The sequence below is a fragment of the Vagococcus silagei genome (genome assembly GCF_004795745.1).
Lineage (GTDB): Bacteria > Bacillota > Bacilli > Lactobacillales > Vagococcaceae > Vagococcus > Vagococcus silagei.
Genome location: NZ_SDGV01000022.1, coordinates 1 through 14957, shown reverse-complemented (window position 1 = coordinate 14957; position 14957 = coordinate 1). Strand labels below are relative to the sequence as shown.

The following is a 14957-nucleotide window of genomic DNA, read 5'->3' as shown; positions in this document are numbered from 1 at the left end:
AGAAACTTATTGTGTTTGATTTTAAAACGTGGTAATATTATAATATAAAATAAAACAGATTGGAGGGAGTAAAAGATGAAAAAGTTAAATTTAGGTGAAAAGAAGAAGGTATCTGGTGGATTATGTTATCATTATTATTGTTCAAAGTGTAGATATACATCTAATCATATGAGAAATAAAAGTGATGCTATATATAATGCTGGAGCACATTCTGAAAGAAAAGGTCATTATTATAATTATATTTCTTATAGTGGCATTTCTGGACCAGGGCATCCATACTAATAATTTTAAGAACTCTTCCATACAAAGAAGAGTTCTTCTTTTGTTAAAAATGTTGAAAGATAAAATTATTATATAGGAATAAGCTCTTTCAAAATTGAAAGAGCTTATTTTAGGGATGGTGTCATGAGAATGAATGGAGTGAAACAACACAATAAACAAGATTGTGGTATAGCTTGTCTTGCCACTATATTTAAATATTATGGTGTTAATATAAGTATGGTTGAATTAAGAGAAGAAGCAAAAGTTGATCAAAATGGTAGTAATATTTTGTCATTAATTGAAACAGCAAAAAAGTATAATTTTGAAGCAGATGCTTTTAAAGGAAATTATGTGGATCTTTTGGATTTTATGAATTCATCTACGAATGTAGGACCGTTTATTGCTCATGTGATTACAAAAAATTTAGAGGCGCACTATATTGTGATAAATAAGGTTGAAGCAAATAGAGTATCTATTTTTGATCCTGGTGATGGAAATAAAATAATTAGTGTAGAAGAATTTAAAGAATTGTGGACGGGATATATTATAACTGTATTTCCTGGAATGAATTTTAATAAAATTAATAACAATAAAAAAAGTAAAGTAAAGTATTATAAACTTATTATTGAAAATAGAAATAAGGTATTTGTAATATTAACTGTTTCTATTATTATGGCGTTTTTTTCTATTTTTACTTCTTTTGTTTATAGAAAAATTATTGATGAGTTCATAATTGGAAAGTCTTTAGGTTCAAGTGGGATTCAAATAGATGGTTTTAGAGAACAGTTTAATTTGTTATTCAATAGTATGAATCGATTGTTTATACTATTTTTGTTGGTAACATTAGTTAATATTATTTTTAATCTTATTAAAAATTTTTTTATTTTAAAATTATCTTTAAATATTGATAAATATTTAATTTCAAATTTTTTTAATAAACTTGTTAAATTACCACTTTCTTTTTTTTATAGTATTGATACTGGGGAAATTGTCTCTAGATTTCAGGATATTACGGATATTAGGATGTTACTTTCAAGTTCAGGTATATCTATGATTATTAATTCTTTATTACTTGTGGTTGCTAGTTTGATTCTTATTAATATAAATGTTCAATTATTTCTTTTAACAATGGTTATGGTTATATTGTATTTAGTTATTATTTTTTTATATAAAAATTCAATTCGAACAGAAAGTATTAATTTAAAAAAGAATTATACAGAAGTTATCTCTCAAATTAAGGAATCTTCTGATGGAATTATTACAATTAAATCTACTTCAAGTGAGGAGAAAAAAATATCAAAATTTTCTAAAATTTTATCGGACTTTTTGAAGAGTAATTATCGGTTGGGAAAATTGCAAGTTACTTTAAATGTTAAGGTAGATGCTATTGATACTATTGGAACATTACTTATTCTTTGGATAGGTAGTAATTTAGTTATTAGTGGTGTAATGACTTTAGGAGATTTAATTTTGTTTGAAATGTTATTAACTTATTTTATGTCACCAATTAAAAGTATTATTGCAATTGTTCCGCAATTTCAACAAGTTATTGTTTCGATAGACAGAATAAATGATGTTTTAGATGCTAATACAGAATTTAACAATCAAAATGTTATAAAATGTAAAGATAAATTAATAGAGAACTTATTTTATACTATTTCTATTGAAAATGTTTCTTTTGCATATGGTTATAGAAATAATATTTTAGATAATATAAATTTTCAGTTTACAAGAGGAAAAAGTTTTGGCATTGTTGGAGACAGTGGTAGTGGTAAAAGTACTTTTATAAAGCTTTTAACGGCACTAGAAGTTCCAACAAGTGGGGAAATAAAATGTAATACTGTTGATATTAAAGATGTTCCCTTGGACTATTTAAGAAAGAAAATTATTTATGTATCACAGGATACATTTTTATTTAAAGGATCGATTCAGTCGAATTTAACTATAGGTTGTGATGAAGTAAAACAAGAAGAACTTGATATTATTTGTTATGAATGTGGTTTGTTTGACATGTTCGGTGGTGGAGAATCAATTTATGACTTTATTGTTGGTGAAAATGCTCAAAATTTATCAGGTGGCCAAAAACAGCGAATTGCAATTGTAAGAGCTTTAATTATGAAACCAAGTGTATTAATTTTAGATGAAGCATTTAGTCAATTAGATGCATATAGTACTAATAAAATTATGAATTATATTTCAGATGTAATGAATGAAAAAATAGTTATCCATATTTCACATAATAAAAATTTATTGGAAAAATGTGATGAAATACTATCAATTAATGGAGGGTCACTTGTATCCATTAAAAATTGAATGGAGTGTTGAAAATAATGAAAAAATTTGAATGGTTAATGTTGAGTTTTCTATCGATTATACTTATATTTGGGACAGGCTGTAGTTCAAAAAAAGAAGATAAGATTGATAAAAAAAATGATGAGAAAACTGAAAAAGTATCTGTTTTTAAAGAATCAGAGATTGAGTTGCCAAAGGATGCTGGTCATGTTTTGGATATTTTACCAAATAATAATGGCCAATTAATGATTGTGATGAAAACAAAAGATGAAAAAACAATTAAGACTATGACATCGGAAAATAACGGAAAATCATGGGAAGACCAGGTTGATATTGGTACGCAGTTAACAGGTACACAAAAGGAATATGCGGATGTTCGTCTTGCAGAGGATGGAAGAGGTTTAATTAGAACCGTTATTGCAGATGGTCCAGACGAGTCAAATTTACGACAAGAAATTTTTGAATTGACAAAAGATAAAAAAATAGAAAAATTATCAAATGAAATAAATACAATGATTACAGAACAAAAGATTCAAACTTTGTTTTGGGTAGATGAGAAGCAGGCTGTTGGTTTAGGTGAAAAAGGATCGTTTCTTTTTGATATGACATCAGGGAATGCCCAACAAATTTTATCTGAAAAAGAACTCGTATTGTCTTTTGAACAGTATAAAAATAATTTATATTTTTTAACATTAAATGGGTTTAAAAAGATTAATCTGGAAAATGCTAAAGTTGAGTCACTGAGTAAAGCTTTTACAGAAGCCAATAAAATAGTATTGAAAGAAAAAAATATTGAAAATATTGTTTTTGCTTTTGATGGTAAAGATGATCAATCGCTACTCTTGTCATTAACTGATGATATTGTAAAGGTATCAGACAAAGGGCAACAAAAATTCATGGAGAAGCGTGCAACACAATTGTCAAATCCTAAAAATAAACTTTTGAATGTAATACCAGGGGGTAAAAAAAATATTCTAGCCTTTCTTGAAACGCCAGACGGAAATAAATTATTTAATTATAACCCAGAAGGTCAGAAGGAAGTTAAAAATACAGAAGCTAATACCTTGAAAATTTATGCTTTGACAGAAAATGAACTTCGTCAAAATGAAGCAGTACGTGTAGCTAGCAATGATTATGAAAATAAACACACAGATATTAAAGTGTCGCTTGAAATTGGAGTAGAGGATGGTGTGACATTTAATGATGCGTTGAAGAAATTAAATACACAGCTTGCGAGTGGTGATGGCCCAGACATTTTATTATTGGATGGAGTGCGTGCTCAAAATTATATTGATCAAAACTTATTATTAGATTTAGCTGAGATAATAAAAGAACAACAATCAGATAAGATATTTACGAATGTTTTGTCAGCATATAAACAGGGAGATAAATATTATGGATTACCAATGACCTTTGCCGGAATGAGTGCGTACGGAGACTCAGACTTGGCAAAACATACAAACAGCCTAAAGGAATTAACGGATTATCTAGTCAAACTTAGTCAGAAAAGTAAAACACCTGTTTTTGAAAATTATAATTTTGATAATATGATGTTGGTATTTTATAGAATTTATTATAGTAATGTTAAACAAGAGTGGACAAAACAAGATGTGACCGATTTTTATACATCAATTAAAAGATTATATGATTTAGTTTATATGAAAAATATTAAAGAATGGGATTTATCAGAATCAACAACACTTGTTGTTGGTAGAGGTGTACTTTATAATGTTGCACTAGGAGAGGTTCAGACGGCATTTGATTATGTTGATAATTATTTTGTAATTGAAGAAACTGAAATTAGTAAAAAAATAGATAAATCATTTTCAGAGTCTATATTAAAAGATAATAAGATGCAATACTATATACCTCAAAATATTTTAGCAATTTCTTCTAAAAGTGATAAGCAAGACCAAGCGTACGAATTTCTTAAAAATGCACTATCTGAAGATGTACAATCACAGCTTTCAATTTCAGGAATTCCAGTGAGTAAGCAGTCCTTTAAACAGATGATAAAGGAACAGTCATTTCCTGAAGTGAAAAAAATTCAACTAGATTCAGGTAAGAAGAAAGAGGTACAATTTGAAGGTATTAGTGAAACAACGATCAATCAATGGACAGAAAAATTTGAGGGTTTAAATAAACCGTCATCTTTTGACGATACTATTTTTTCAATTTTGATGGAGAACATAGATGAGGTTGTTTCAGGAAAAATGAGTCCAAAATCTGCATCGAAAAAAGCGTATCGTAAAATTGAATTATACATGGCTGAGTAATAAGGGGGATTTGAAGATGTGGAAAAAGGTGAACTGGATTCAATTGATTGGACTTCCTAGTCTAGTTGGCGTTTCTCTATTTTACCTGATACCTCTATTTAACATAGTCATAATGGTTGTGTTAGATTCGGGTTCTAAAAAAGCAGGCCCCTTTCAAAGCTTAATTGAGGTATTAAAAAATGATGCATTTTTGTTGGCGTCAAAAAATACGATTTTATTTTTACTGGTGTCAATTCCACTTTTAATGGTTCTAACACTTTTATTTTCATATGTCATGTATGAAACAATCGCTTATTTTGATACATTTAAAGTTTGGTATATTATTCCGCTTTCAATACCTGCAGCAGCAATGTCTTTATTTTGGCGATTTCTATTTGGTCAGTCAGGTATGTTAAATAGTTTAATTCATCAACCAATTGACTGGCTGAATACAAATCTATCATTTGGTGTTATTGTTACAATTTTTCTTTGGAAAAATTTTGGCTATATGATGATTTTATGGTTAGGTGGTATTTCTAAGATATCAAAACAAATGATTGAAGCTGCAAGGGTTGATGGTGCAAGTGGTTTTCAAGTTTTTTTTCATGTTGTACTGCCACAACTAAAATCAACAGCCTTTGTGGTGTACTTGTTTTCAATTATTAACGCTTTTAAAATTTTTCGTGATATTTATGGAATAGCTGGAAATTATCCGCATGAAAAAATGTATTTATTGCAGCACTTATTTAATAATTGGTTTGCGGGAATGGCGTTACAAAAAATGGCTGCGGGTGGTGTTCTGTATTTAATGGCCATCTTAGTTATTGTATTGCCAGCTCAAAAATATTTAAACACAAATGAGGAGCGAGTATTATGATAAAAAAAAGTATCGCAATTTCAGTCCTTATTTTAACGATTTATCCAATTCTCTTTATTTGTTTAGGATCATTTATGGGAAATGAAGAGGTACTAGAGTATATTTCGAAATTAAATGATGTGTCAGGTCATGACTATATTTCATTTTTGTTTATTCCTCAATTCCCAACACTTAGAGGTTATGTTGCCCTTCTTTTTGATACGCCTGCTTTTTTCATCGCTTTTTGGAATTCAGTAAAAGTCACGTCGTTAATTTTGGTGGGGCAAGTGGTAGTTAATGTACCAGCAACATGGTGGTTTGCGCAAGGGAAATTCAAGTATCGGAAGGTACTTTATAATTTTTATATTATTTTAATGGTTTTACCCTTTGTTGTTACGATGTTACCACAGTACATTGTCTTAAAAAAAATGGGTCTGTTAGATACACATGCCGCTTTAATTTTACCCGCTATTTTTAATACACTCTCTATATTTGTTATTTATCCTTACTTTAAAAGTATCCCTAAACATATTATTGAGTCTGCAAAAATTGATGGGGCTTCAGATGTTCAAATTTTTTGGAAAATAGGCGTCCCAATGTGTCTACCCGCAATTATCATTTCTGTAATGCTTAACTTATTTGACTACTGGGGAAGTTTAGAACAAATATTAATATTCATAAAATCAAAGCAACTTTGGACTTTGCCTGTGTTTATATCAGGGATTGAGTTAAATCAAGCCAACCTTGCATTTGTAACGTCTGTGATTTCGATTATTTTACCAATCTTATTTATGAAGGTAACCAAGAAGTATTTATTGAGTGATTCATTAAATCAAGCGGAGGAAAAGTGAGTGAGAAGCGATAAAAGAAAAAAAATTAAGAAAAATAAATATTGGTTCATCATCTTATTCTTATTTGTGATGCTTGTATTTACTTTCATATCTAGAGCAACAAAGAGTTTTACGGTTCCTAAAATAGCGACTTCTGAAGTGAGTAGTCAGCGATTAGAAGAAGAATTTACTTCTATAGGAACGGTTAGAAAAAAACAAAACACACCAATTTTTTCAGAAGAAAATCTAAGAATTACTGGGGTTAATGCGTATCTTGGACAAAAAGTAGAAAAAGGTAGTCCATTGTTTCAAGTTGACCAAAATTTGTTAGATGAACAAATAAATGCGTTAGAAAAAAATATGGCGATTCAATCTTTACGTGTAGATCAAGCAAACGAGACCTACCAGCAAGTGGTTAAGGATGAAGAACGTAAAGTTGCGATTATTTCTGGAAAACTGGAAAAGGCAAAAGCGAGTGGTGAATCTGAATCACTTTCAGATTTAGAAAGCCAGCTAGAACAAGCAAAAACTCAAAAAGAAAGCAACGTATTAGTTGCTAGTCAAGCTCTAAAATTAGCTGAAAGTGAAGCAGAGGTTAATAAAAATGCGGAAATGTCTCGTGATAGTGCCAATCGTTTACAAGCTTTACAGACACTAAAAAATAATAAGGGTATCATACAGTCACCTATTACAGGTTATGTTTCAACAATAAAAAATCAAGTAGGTGATACAGTGACGAGCCAAGCTTTAATGACCATTGAAAATGAAACAGCAACAGATATTTTGACATTGCAAGTGGATAAAGAAAGTCAAAAGTATTTTATGAATGGTTCAAAAGGTAAAGTTATCGGTGTTGATAAAGCAAATGTTGAAAAATTAAAAGAAAATGCTCAAGTGATTGAAGTTAAACCTAATGTAGAAAATAATTTAAAATTGGATGTTGTAGTTGAATTAGGCGAATCACAATTAAAATATGGGTCAGAGGCAAGTTTTTCAATTGAAAAGAGCTCAAAAGAATATAAATACTGTGTGCCAAGTGACGCTGTTCATGAAGATAAGGGTGGTACTTATGTTTTAATTGTTGAGGATCAAAAAGGTATACTAGGCTCAGAAAAAATTGCAAAAAAAGTTAGAATAAAAATACTAGCAAAAACTGAAACAGTTGTCGCAATTGATGAAAACAATCAATTAATTGATAAAAAAATAGTTTTAGAGTTAAACAAAACTGTGAGTGATGGCGATCAAATTCGAATCATGAAAGCACAAGAACATGAAGAAAGTTAGATTGAATATTAACGGAATAATGGCATGTTTGTTGTTTATGTTGGCATTAGTTTGTTTTTATCGATTAAATAGCCTGTTTGCGGTCAATCGCTTTTACTCTCAGACCATATCAATTTATGATTCTCATCAATCATTTGCCCAGGAACAAGTAGATGCTTTACTTTTACCAAGTCAAAAAATAGGAGATGTTGTTGTTTGGAGGGAAAAATCTGGAGAAAATGTTCAAAACGAAACACTAAATAAGCAAACTGATACCGATGTTTTATTAACCAACGGACATACAAATCTTCTTTTTGATAGTGACATTCGTTTATTGGACTTTGATTACCAATCATGTGCGATCTCTCAACCTCTTGCGGAGGAATTATTTGGAGATACAAATGTTGTTGGTAAATCTGTAAAATATAATAATCAGAATTTTAAAGTTGTTTCGATAGTGCCGAAGATAATCTCTAAACTCTTAATCATTCATCCGCAAAAAAATCAAAGTGAAACGTTTGATACTGTGACAATTGTGCCAAAGGATATGAATGTCTCTCCTAAAACGATTCAAAATAAATTGAATAACCATTATCAAATTAAAGGGAAAATTGTAGCATATGACATTTTTAACGCTTTGGTTGCAGTAATTATCCTAAGTTTATTTGGTTACTTATTAATGATGGTATTTAGAGAATATATTTCTTCTAAACCATTCGATCTACCGAATAAGCATCCTGCATTAAAATATGGTCCTATGATAATGTTATTTGTCGTGTTATTGGCATTGTGGCTGATTATTCTAAATCGGGTTGTTCTTATTTCCGCTGATTGGATACCCTCAAAATGGTCAGATTTTGAATTTTATGGCCAACTATGGGAAAAGGAAAAACAATCGATATATGACTTTATGCGAATGCCAAAAAGAACTTATGAATTTATTTATGAAAAAAATTTTCTTAGTATTTTATTTTACAGTGTCTTAGTATTTATTTTGACAAAGATTTCAGCACGTTGTATTAGGAAAATTAAGTAGTCATAAATTGTAAACAATGAAGACATCACCCTATACCCTGTTGTCTTGAATATTCAAGGCACATCAATTTAAATAATAATCAGCTTAAATGACTGTGATACCAGTTGTTTAAGCTGATTTTTTTATTCATAATGAAGAGAGAAAATAAGAAGACATTTAAGTTGCGCATTTGGATATTTTAAAAAAGACAATAAGGAGACTGTTTATGAGTAAAATTGGGTATGCACGTGTCAGTACAAGAGATCAAAATCTAGATAGACAGATTGAGTTGCTTCAGGGCACGTCTAAAATTTTTGCGGATAAAGTGAGTGGGCAATCAGTGGAGAGGCCTGAATTAAAAGCTATGTTGGCGTATATTCGTGAAGGGGATATTGTGGTCGTAACAGAATTGGATCGTTTGGGGAGAAATAATCAGGATTTGACAAGTATCATGAATCAAATTCAACAAAAAGGCGCGACTTTGGAGGTTTTAAATTTACCGTCAATGTCTGGAATTGAAGATGAAAATTTAAGACGGTTGATTAATAATTTGGTGATTGAATTGTATAAATATCAAGCAGAGTCTGAACGTATGAGAATTCGTGAACGGCAGCAACAGGGGATTGAGATAGCAAAAAAGAAAGGCAAGTTTAAAGGTGGACAACTAAAATACCAGGAGAATGATCCAAAGCTTCAGCACGCCTTTTTGTTGTATCGTGAGGGGAATACTGAGAAAGAGATTGAACAGTTGACAGGGATTAATCGGAGGACATTTAAGCGGTATCGGGAGCGGTTTGGGATTGAAAGAGGAGCGAAATAAAAAAACAAAAAGTTTATTTACTGACTTTTAAAATTCACAAGGGAATAATGTTTAGAAAATAGTCAAATAAGCTTTTTGTCCTTTATTTTTTAAGTAGCCCTTTTAGGATTCACAATGTAGGTTGCTGAATCCGTTGGTAACTCTACAACTTGGTATAATAAATGATTATGTCTACTGAAGGGTTAAATAACTAAATTTAGCAACACGATTTCTTTTTAATTGTTTTTCGCTACAACCATGAATCTATGTTCCTGATTGTATATATAACCAGTTCTAAGCAGCTCTTCTTGTAAAGACATTAACTCATCCATATGGGTTTCAACAGAAAAATTTGGAAATTCCCAAGAAATTGTTCTAACATAATAAATCAGTGCATCCATGCTAAAAAATTTTTGGATAGGATATGCTTCAAATTGTTCAAATACATCAAATTGATTTTCTCTTAATTCTCTAACTACTGAAGATAAATGTAAAGTAAAGTCATCCTTCTGATAGTTTGGAATTAAACGAGAAGCAAGATTTACACCATTCATATCTCCGACCTGTTGTGTAATAAATATACCTTTTGGTTTTAAAACTCTCTTTACTTCAGATATCAAAAATGACTCATGAGAATTTAATACAATATCAAAAGAATTATCAGGAAAATCTAAAAAATCATCTTCTTGGACAAATTTTACTATTATACCTTTTGGAGTTAATCTTTTTTGTAATAACTCAAAATTAGTTACCCACCCTTCAGTTACACTGGTTTTTAATGGTGGATGCTTAAAAGTCATAAGTAATTCACCTCCGCCTGTCCCCATATCCAATAGCGACATATTAGGTTGCAGATATTCATTTACTATCTTGAAGTAGTCCCAATCAGTTGATTCTTGCCAAAAATCTTTTGAAATACTTGAAAAGTCCCATCCCTTAAAATATTTTTGTCTGTCTTCACTTATTAACCATTCATTTTTTAATTGTTTTTTATTCATTGCTATATCTCCTTAATTTTTTTATTTGTTAAGTTATCGATATAGCTAACTTGATAGAATTAATATACTCGATATAGTGTCTATCACACTTAGCTATATCGAGTTGATACCTCGTCGCATCATCTATTTCACTCCTTAGTATTTTCATTTTCTTAATTATAACCCATGCTTTAGTTAATCAACAATTTCATTTTAAATTTTTAACTCAGTATAATGCCACATTATGTAAACTATGAAGCTATTAAAAGAAAAACATGGAGAATTATCTTATAAAATATTTAAAGCCCTCAGAATCATTCTGAGGGCTTTTTAGCTAGTAGTAATAGAGATTATGTTAATCAATCAGTTAAATAACTAATTTTTAAATCATCCATTGCTTCTTTTAACCACGGATGAAATACAATAATATCACTTAATGCCCATTTAATATATACTTTACAACCTTCATCCAAAGAATTTCGTAATGCTTTATTGAGATCATCCAAATAAGGTGCGTTATCCGTTCTATCCCACTTTACTTTATCTGCAATAAATATAAGTTTATCTAACTCCGTTGCATTCTTTTTAAGTGTTGTATGGCTTTCAATTGCCGATAATATTTGTTCATCAGTTATTCCAAATACTTCTCTTGAGATAAAAACAGATTGTTTTTGATGAAGTATCATTGGCAGTTCCTTTTCTTCTTCAAAGACTTTTTCATTTAATGATATATGTAATGGAACCCTATCTTCTTGAGGTATTACTATACCTGTATCATGAAGTAACCCAGCAATAAAAGCTTTTTCTTCTGGCAAACCGAATGTTTTTGCCATTTTTCGAGCTTCATTAGCAACTTCAATAGAATGTGTAGCTACTTCTTCTTTGTTGTACGATTCAAAAAATTCTTGAACTTGGTTTTCTAATTCAGCATCTTTAAATTTCATTTTATAATCAACTATCGTCTTCATAATAAACCTCTTTCTTCTTTTTAAAATTATTATACCTAAATTTAACTTGGTATAATGCTACATTATGCTTACCGAATAGTTAAAAAATTACTTTTCAAAAAGAGATATTTATAGTCTTTTGGTAGTTATTAGTTACATTTGGTATAATTGTAAAAAAATTAATCGGAGGTAGATATATGGTAAAAGTATTATTGACTGGAATGTCTGGAGTTGGAAAATCAACTGTTCTTAAACAAATAAGTAAATCTTATAGCAATAGTATAGATTTAGATTATGATGGTTGGATTCATATGGATAATTTGAGTAATGATCGCAAAATGGATACAAGTAGAATCATTAGCTATATTCAGGAATATAACGATAAAGATATTTTCTTTTCTGGAACAACTATTAATCAAAAAGAAATCTATCCATACCTAGATTTTATTATTACACTCACTGCACCAATAGAAATAATGCGTGAACGTATTTTAAGTAGAGAAAATAACTCTTTCGGTAAAAGTAATCATGATTGGGAAAAAATAAAAAATGATAAAAGAGATTTTGAACAGTTAATCATTAAAAGTAGTGATTTTGTAATTTCCACGGAGCAAACAGTAAATAATATAGTTGTTGAAATTTATAGTCTTGTTGGATTAAGTAGTAATCATTTATAACTCAATATAACATCAGATTATGTTAAGCAACGAGTTAAATAACTATTTTAATCTTCTTCATATTCTAAAATATTTCCCGGCTGGCATTTTAATGCTTTACAAATAGCATCTAAAGTTTGAAAACGAATAGCTGAAACATTAGCATTTTTTAGCTTAGATAAATTAACATTTGTTATACCTACTTCATCAGCTAAATCTTTTAATGATACTTTTTTAATTGCTTACTAAAATTGGAATGGCAACACTTTTTTTGACAAAAATTATAAGGTGTCAAAATTTTATAGCTGTTATCCGGTTACCCTTGACCATGAGCCTCTCCAACTGTGAGTAATTTGCGAGGAATTGACTGTGAAAATCAACTCGCTATCTCACGATTATCACAGTTGGACTCATCCTCAAGGGAAGCTATCGCTAATCTCTGCGCTCTGACTCCAAGTGGCGTTGAATAATCCAGTGCACCGTGTAACCGAAAATGATTCCACCAATGAACATAGTCATATAACGCAACTGATAATTCTTTCATTGTCGAAAAGTGATTTTGGTAAACAAACTCTGCTTTAAATGATTTGTACGTGGACTCTGCGACTGCATTGTCCCATGGATTTCCCTTTCTACTTAAAGAACGTTCAATTCCAAAGGTTTGTAATAATGAGTCAATTGTATAATTATCAAATTCTTTCCCTCTATCTGTATGAAATAATTGAATATGAGATAAAGCATATGGGATTGAGTAAAAAGCTTGTTTGACGAGTTCAACATCTTTATTTGGTCCACAACTAAATCCAATAATTTCTCGATTAAACAGATCAAGGATGAGACAAACATAATGCCAATGATTGCCGACCCTAACATAAGTTAAATCCGTCACAATTTTTTCCAGCGGTATATGAGAAACAAAGTTTCGATTAAGTTGATTTTTTATCGGTGACTCATTTGTTTTAGATGCCATAACTTTAAATCTGGCCTTCGTATAGACTGAAACCAAATGTCGCTGTCTCATAATTCTTCTGATTTTTCTTCTACTTAAATTGATACCATCTAGACTTAATGCCTTTTTAATTTTTCTGGCACCGTAAGCTTTTTTATTTTGTTGAAAAATTTTTTCAACTCTTTCTTCAATCTCACTTTCAATTAACGGCTTCTTTTCTTTATAGTAATAGGTTTGTCTGGAAATATTAAGGACTCGACACATTGCAGATATAGAATACTTATGTTTATTGGCAGATATTACTTGCCTTTTCGTCCGAATATCAGCGCCGCTTGCTTTAAAATATCATTTTCCATTTCAAGATTTTTTAATTCTTTTCGAAGTTGAATCAACTCTTTTTGTTCAGGCGTTAAATTGTCTTTTTCGGAAAACGACCCTGACGTTTTACTTTGTTTTACCCATTTATCAAAGGTTGAAGGGGTTAAATCATACTCACGAATAATATCTACTCGTGACTTACCGGATTGATAAAGATCCACCATTTGTTGTTTGAATTCTTTTGAAAATGTTCATCTAGGCTTACGTTCTGACATGACTATTCCTTCAGTGTGTTTTCTTATGTTTATCACACCTTATTTTTTCTGTCTAGTCAAGTGTAGCCTATCCAGTTTAAAGTGTGCCATTTCAAAGTAAATAGAGAAAGTTGAGGCGACTTATATCATGCCTACCAACTTTCTCTATTTGTATTTTATTTATCATCACTTAATGATTAGTAAACAGTATAATAATATTGTCGTAATTCAATTTTACTATCAATTCGCTTATCAGTTTCAGATAATGTCACTATTGTTGTAGAAATGATTCTATATGTTTTTTTTGTAACCGTTATCATAGCGCAATTCTCGCAAAGATTTTACTCTTAGTCCCTGATAGGTATAGTAATTGTTTGGATAGTATGAAAAATGGGCTGTTGCTGTGTTTACTACATCTACAATGAAAAACGGGGCTCTCAGAGATTGAGGTGTATCATCTTCATATACTTGATCGTCATTTGAAATAATAACATCTGAAACATATTTCAATTTGCCATTAATCATCACATAATCGCCTACTTTTGCTTCAGAAATATCCTTCACTCCTTGATCTGCATAAGATATTTGACCCATAGAAACTAAAAACACTTCTCATGATTAAAACCTCCTTTATTTTAAAAATCTTCAACAGTCAAAGTAATATCACGAAGTTCATATGTATTTTTTTTGATATCATCATAAATTCTATGTGCTTCATCGTTATTTTTTGCTTTGAAATTAAAGGAAATAAAAATAGTTTCATTTTTAAAACGTCTAAATTTGTTATATTATATTTTTTTTTAATTCTGTTCAAAGTTTCCTCTAAACCATCATCAGATATGTTTTTATCGATTGAAAGAGCGATACCATAGACATATGTTTTATTATTTGAGCTAATTTCATAATTCACTTTTTAGAAAAGTAAACACTCGACCAATTTCAAAATCATTGTTTTTTGAAGTTAAGCGACTAGTTCTTTTCTATATTTCTCTTGTGACAATCGTTGTGCTGCAAAATTCTTTAAATTATAAGCTAGTTGAATCAATAATAGTTCCACTTGAACAATTTCTGATTGATAGTGTGTCGTATCATTTAATTTCATATGTTCTTTTAGATAGCCATTCACTCTTTCAACTGCACTTCGTTTAGCGTATAGTTTTTCCCAAGCTTTTGTTCCGCGTGCAGGATGATTAAATTTTCGTATATCACTACTTTGTTTGATTTTTATTACTTTCTGACATATTTTTTCATGAAATAGTGGACATTCACGACATTTTTGAAGTGG

15 protein-coding genes are annotated in these 14957 nt (G+C 30.1%); 9 read left to right on the top strand and 6 right to left on the bottom strand.

Features of this window, described 5'->3' with window-relative positions:
* Positions 1 to 75: 75 nt before the first annotated feature.
* The 8 genes from ESZ54_RS09755 (at position 76) to ESZ54_RS09720 (ending at position 9592) form a co-directional block, all read left to right on the top strand.
* Positions 76 to 282, top strand: coding sequence for a hypothetical protein (locus tag ESZ54_RS09755; RefSeq protein WP_136137490.1), 207 nt, complete (start codon positions 76 to 78; stop codon positions 280 to 282).
* Between the two features lie 129 nt (positions 283 to 411).
* A complete protein-coding gene (locus ESZ54_RS09750; RefSeq protein WP_162615157.1) occupies positions 412 to 2574 on the top strand; it encodes a peptidase domain-containing ABC transporter in 2163 nt (720 codons plus the stop codon).
* A 17-nt stretch (positions 2575 to 2591) separates the two neighbouring features.
* Positions 2592 to 4829 carry an ABC transporter substrate-binding protein gene (locus ESZ54_RS09745; RefSeq protein ID WP_136137488.1) on the top strand — a complete coding sequence of 746 codons (2238 nt, stop codon included), beginning with the start codon at positions 2592 to 2594 and terminating at the stop codon, positions 4827 to 4829.
* A 16-nt stretch (positions 4830 to 4845) separates the two neighbouring features.
* Positions 4846 to 5685: a carbohydrate ABC transporter permease gene (locus ESZ54_RS09740; protein WP_136137487.1), complete on the top strand. Its 840-nt coding sequence runs from the start codon at positions 4846 to 4848 to the stop codon at positions 5683 to 5685.
* Entirely contained in the window at positions 5682 to 6515 is an 834-nt protein-coding gene (locus ESZ54_RS09735) for a carbohydrate ABC transporter permease (protein WP_136137486.1), read from the top strand. The genes ESZ54_RS09740 and ESZ54_RS09735 overlap by 4 nt, the downstream gene beginning before the upstream one ends.
* A complete protein-coding gene (locus tag ESZ54_RS09730; RefSeq protein WP_136137485.1) occupies positions 6516 to 7778 on the top strand; it encodes an efflux RND transporter periplasmic adaptor subunit in 1263 nt (420 codons plus the stop codon). It begins immediately after the preceding gene.
* Complete coding sequence (locus ESZ54_RS09725; protein ID WP_136137484.1) at positions 7765 to 8793, top strand: ABC transporter permease; 1029 nt, start codon at positions 7765 to 7767, stop codon at positions 8791 to 8793. Before ESZ54_RS09730 ends, ESZ54_RS09725 begins: the two co-directional genes overlap by 14 nt.
* Positions 8794 to 8998: 205 nt before the next feature.
* A complete protein-coding gene (locus tag ESZ54_RS09720; protein WP_136137483.1) occupies positions 8999 to 9592 on the top strand; it encodes a recombinase family protein in 594 nt (197 codons plus the stop codon).
* A 215-nt stretch (positions 9593 to 9807) separates the two neighbouring features.
* On the opposite strand, the gene ESZ54_RS09715 is transcribed toward ESZ54_RS09720, so the two are convergent.
* Both ESZ54_RS09715 and yqeK read right to left on the bottom strand, forming a co-directional pair.
* Positions 9808 to 10569: a class I SAM-dependent methyltransferase gene (locus ESZ54_RS09715; RefSeq protein WP_136137482.1), complete on the bottom strand. Its 762-nt coding sequence runs from the start codon at positions 10567 to 10569 to the stop codon at positions 9808 to 9810.
* 338 nt (positions 10570 to 10907) lie between these two features.
* Positions 10908 to 11516: a bis(5'-nucleosyl)-tetraphosphatase (symmetrical) YqeK gene (gene yqeK, locus ESZ54_RS09710; protein WP_136137481.1), complete on the bottom strand. Its 609-nt coding sequence runs from the start codon at positions 11514 to 11516 to the stop codon at positions 10908 to 10910.
* A gap of 176 nt (positions 11517 to 11692) precedes the next feature.
* On the opposite strand from yqeK, the gene ESZ54_RS09705 reads away from it, so the two are divergent.
* Positions 11693 to 12172: an AAA family ATPase gene (locus ESZ54_RS09705; protein ID WP_136137480.1), complete on the top strand. Its 480-nt coding sequence runs from the start codon at positions 11693 to 11695 to the stop codon at positions 12170 to 12172.
* 47 nt (positions 12173 to 12219) lie between these two features.
* Here the strand turns inward: ESZ54_RS09705 and ESZ54_RS09700 are convergent, their stop codons facing one another.
* The 4 genes from ESZ54_RS09700 to ESZ54_RS09685 all read right to left on the bottom strand — a co-directional run.
* The gene (locus tag ESZ54_RS09700) at positions 12220 to 12390 is read right to left on the bottom strand and encodes a helix-turn-helix domain-containing protein (protein WP_136137553.1); all 171 of its coding nucleotides are present in this window, start codon (positions 12388 to 12390) and stop codon (positions 12220 to 12222) included.
* Positions 12391 to 12527: 137 nt separating this feature from the next.
* Positions 12528 to 13642, bottom strand: a protein-coding gene (locus tag ESZ54_RS09695; RefSeq protein WP_239433793.1) for an IS3 family transposase whose coding sequence is annotated in 2 segments (ribosomal slippage) — positions 12528 to 13414 and positions 13414 to 13642 — 1116 coding nt in all. Because the reading frame shifts where the segments join, the coding sequence is not laid out codon by codon here.
* Positions 13643 to 13963: 321 nt separating this feature from the next.
* Complete coding sequence (locus ESZ54_RS09690) at positions 13964 to 14266, bottom strand: hypothetical protein (protein ID WP_162615156.1); 303 nt, start codon at positions 14264 to 14266, stop codon at positions 13964 to 13966.
* Between the two features lie 367 nt (positions 14267 to 14633).
* On the bottom strand, positions 14634 to 14957 hold a 324-nt coding region (locus ESZ54_RS09685), incomplete at its 5' end, for a transposase (RefSeq protein WP_162615058.1).

Bases quoted from the DNA above. Each gene is read 5' to 3' on its own strand.
- ESZ54_RS09755 (WP_136137490.1), top strand. From the start codon at position 76: ATGAAAAAGTTAAATTTAGGTGAAAAGAAGAAGGTATCTGGTGGATTA.
- ESZ54_RS09750 (WP_162615157.1), top strand. From the start codon at position 412: ATGAATGGAGTGAAACAACACAATAAACAAGATTGTGGTATAGCTTGT.
- ESZ54_RS09745 (WP_136137488.1), top strand. From the start codon at position 2,592: ATGAAAAAATTTGAATGGTTAATGTTGAGTTTTCTATCGATTATACTT.
- ESZ54_RS09740 (WP_136137487.1), top strand. From the start codon at position 4,846: ATGTGGAAAAAGGTGAACTGGATTCAATTGATTGGACTTCCTAGTCTA.
- ESZ54_RS09735 (WP_136137486.1), top strand. From the start codon at position 5,682: ATGATAAAAAAAAGTATCGCAATTTCAGTCCTTATTTTAACGATTTAT.
- ESZ54_RS09725 (WP_136137484.1), top strand. From the start codon at position 7,765: ATGAAGAAAGTTAGATTGAATATTAACGGAATAATGGCATGTTTGTTG.
- ESZ54_RS09720 (WP_136137483.1), top strand. From the start codon at position 8,999: ATGAGTAAAATTGGGTATGCACGTGTCAGTACAAGAGATCAAAATCTA.
- ESZ54_RS09715 (WP_136137482.1), bottom strand. From the start codon at position 10,569: ATGAATAAAAAACAATTAAAAAATGAATGGTTAATAAGTGAAGACAGA.
- yqeK (WP_136137481.1), bottom strand. From the start codon at position 11,516: ATGAAGACGATAGTTGATTATAAAATGAAATTTAAAGATGCTGAATTA.
- ESZ54_RS09705 (WP_136137480.1), top strand. From the start codon at position 11,693: ATGGTAAAAGTATTATTGACTGGAATGTCTGGAGTTGGAAAATCAACT.
- ESZ54_RS09690 (WP_162615156.1), bottom strand. From the start codon at position 14,266: ATGGGTCAAATATCTTATGCAGATCAAGGAGTGAAGGATATTTCTGAA.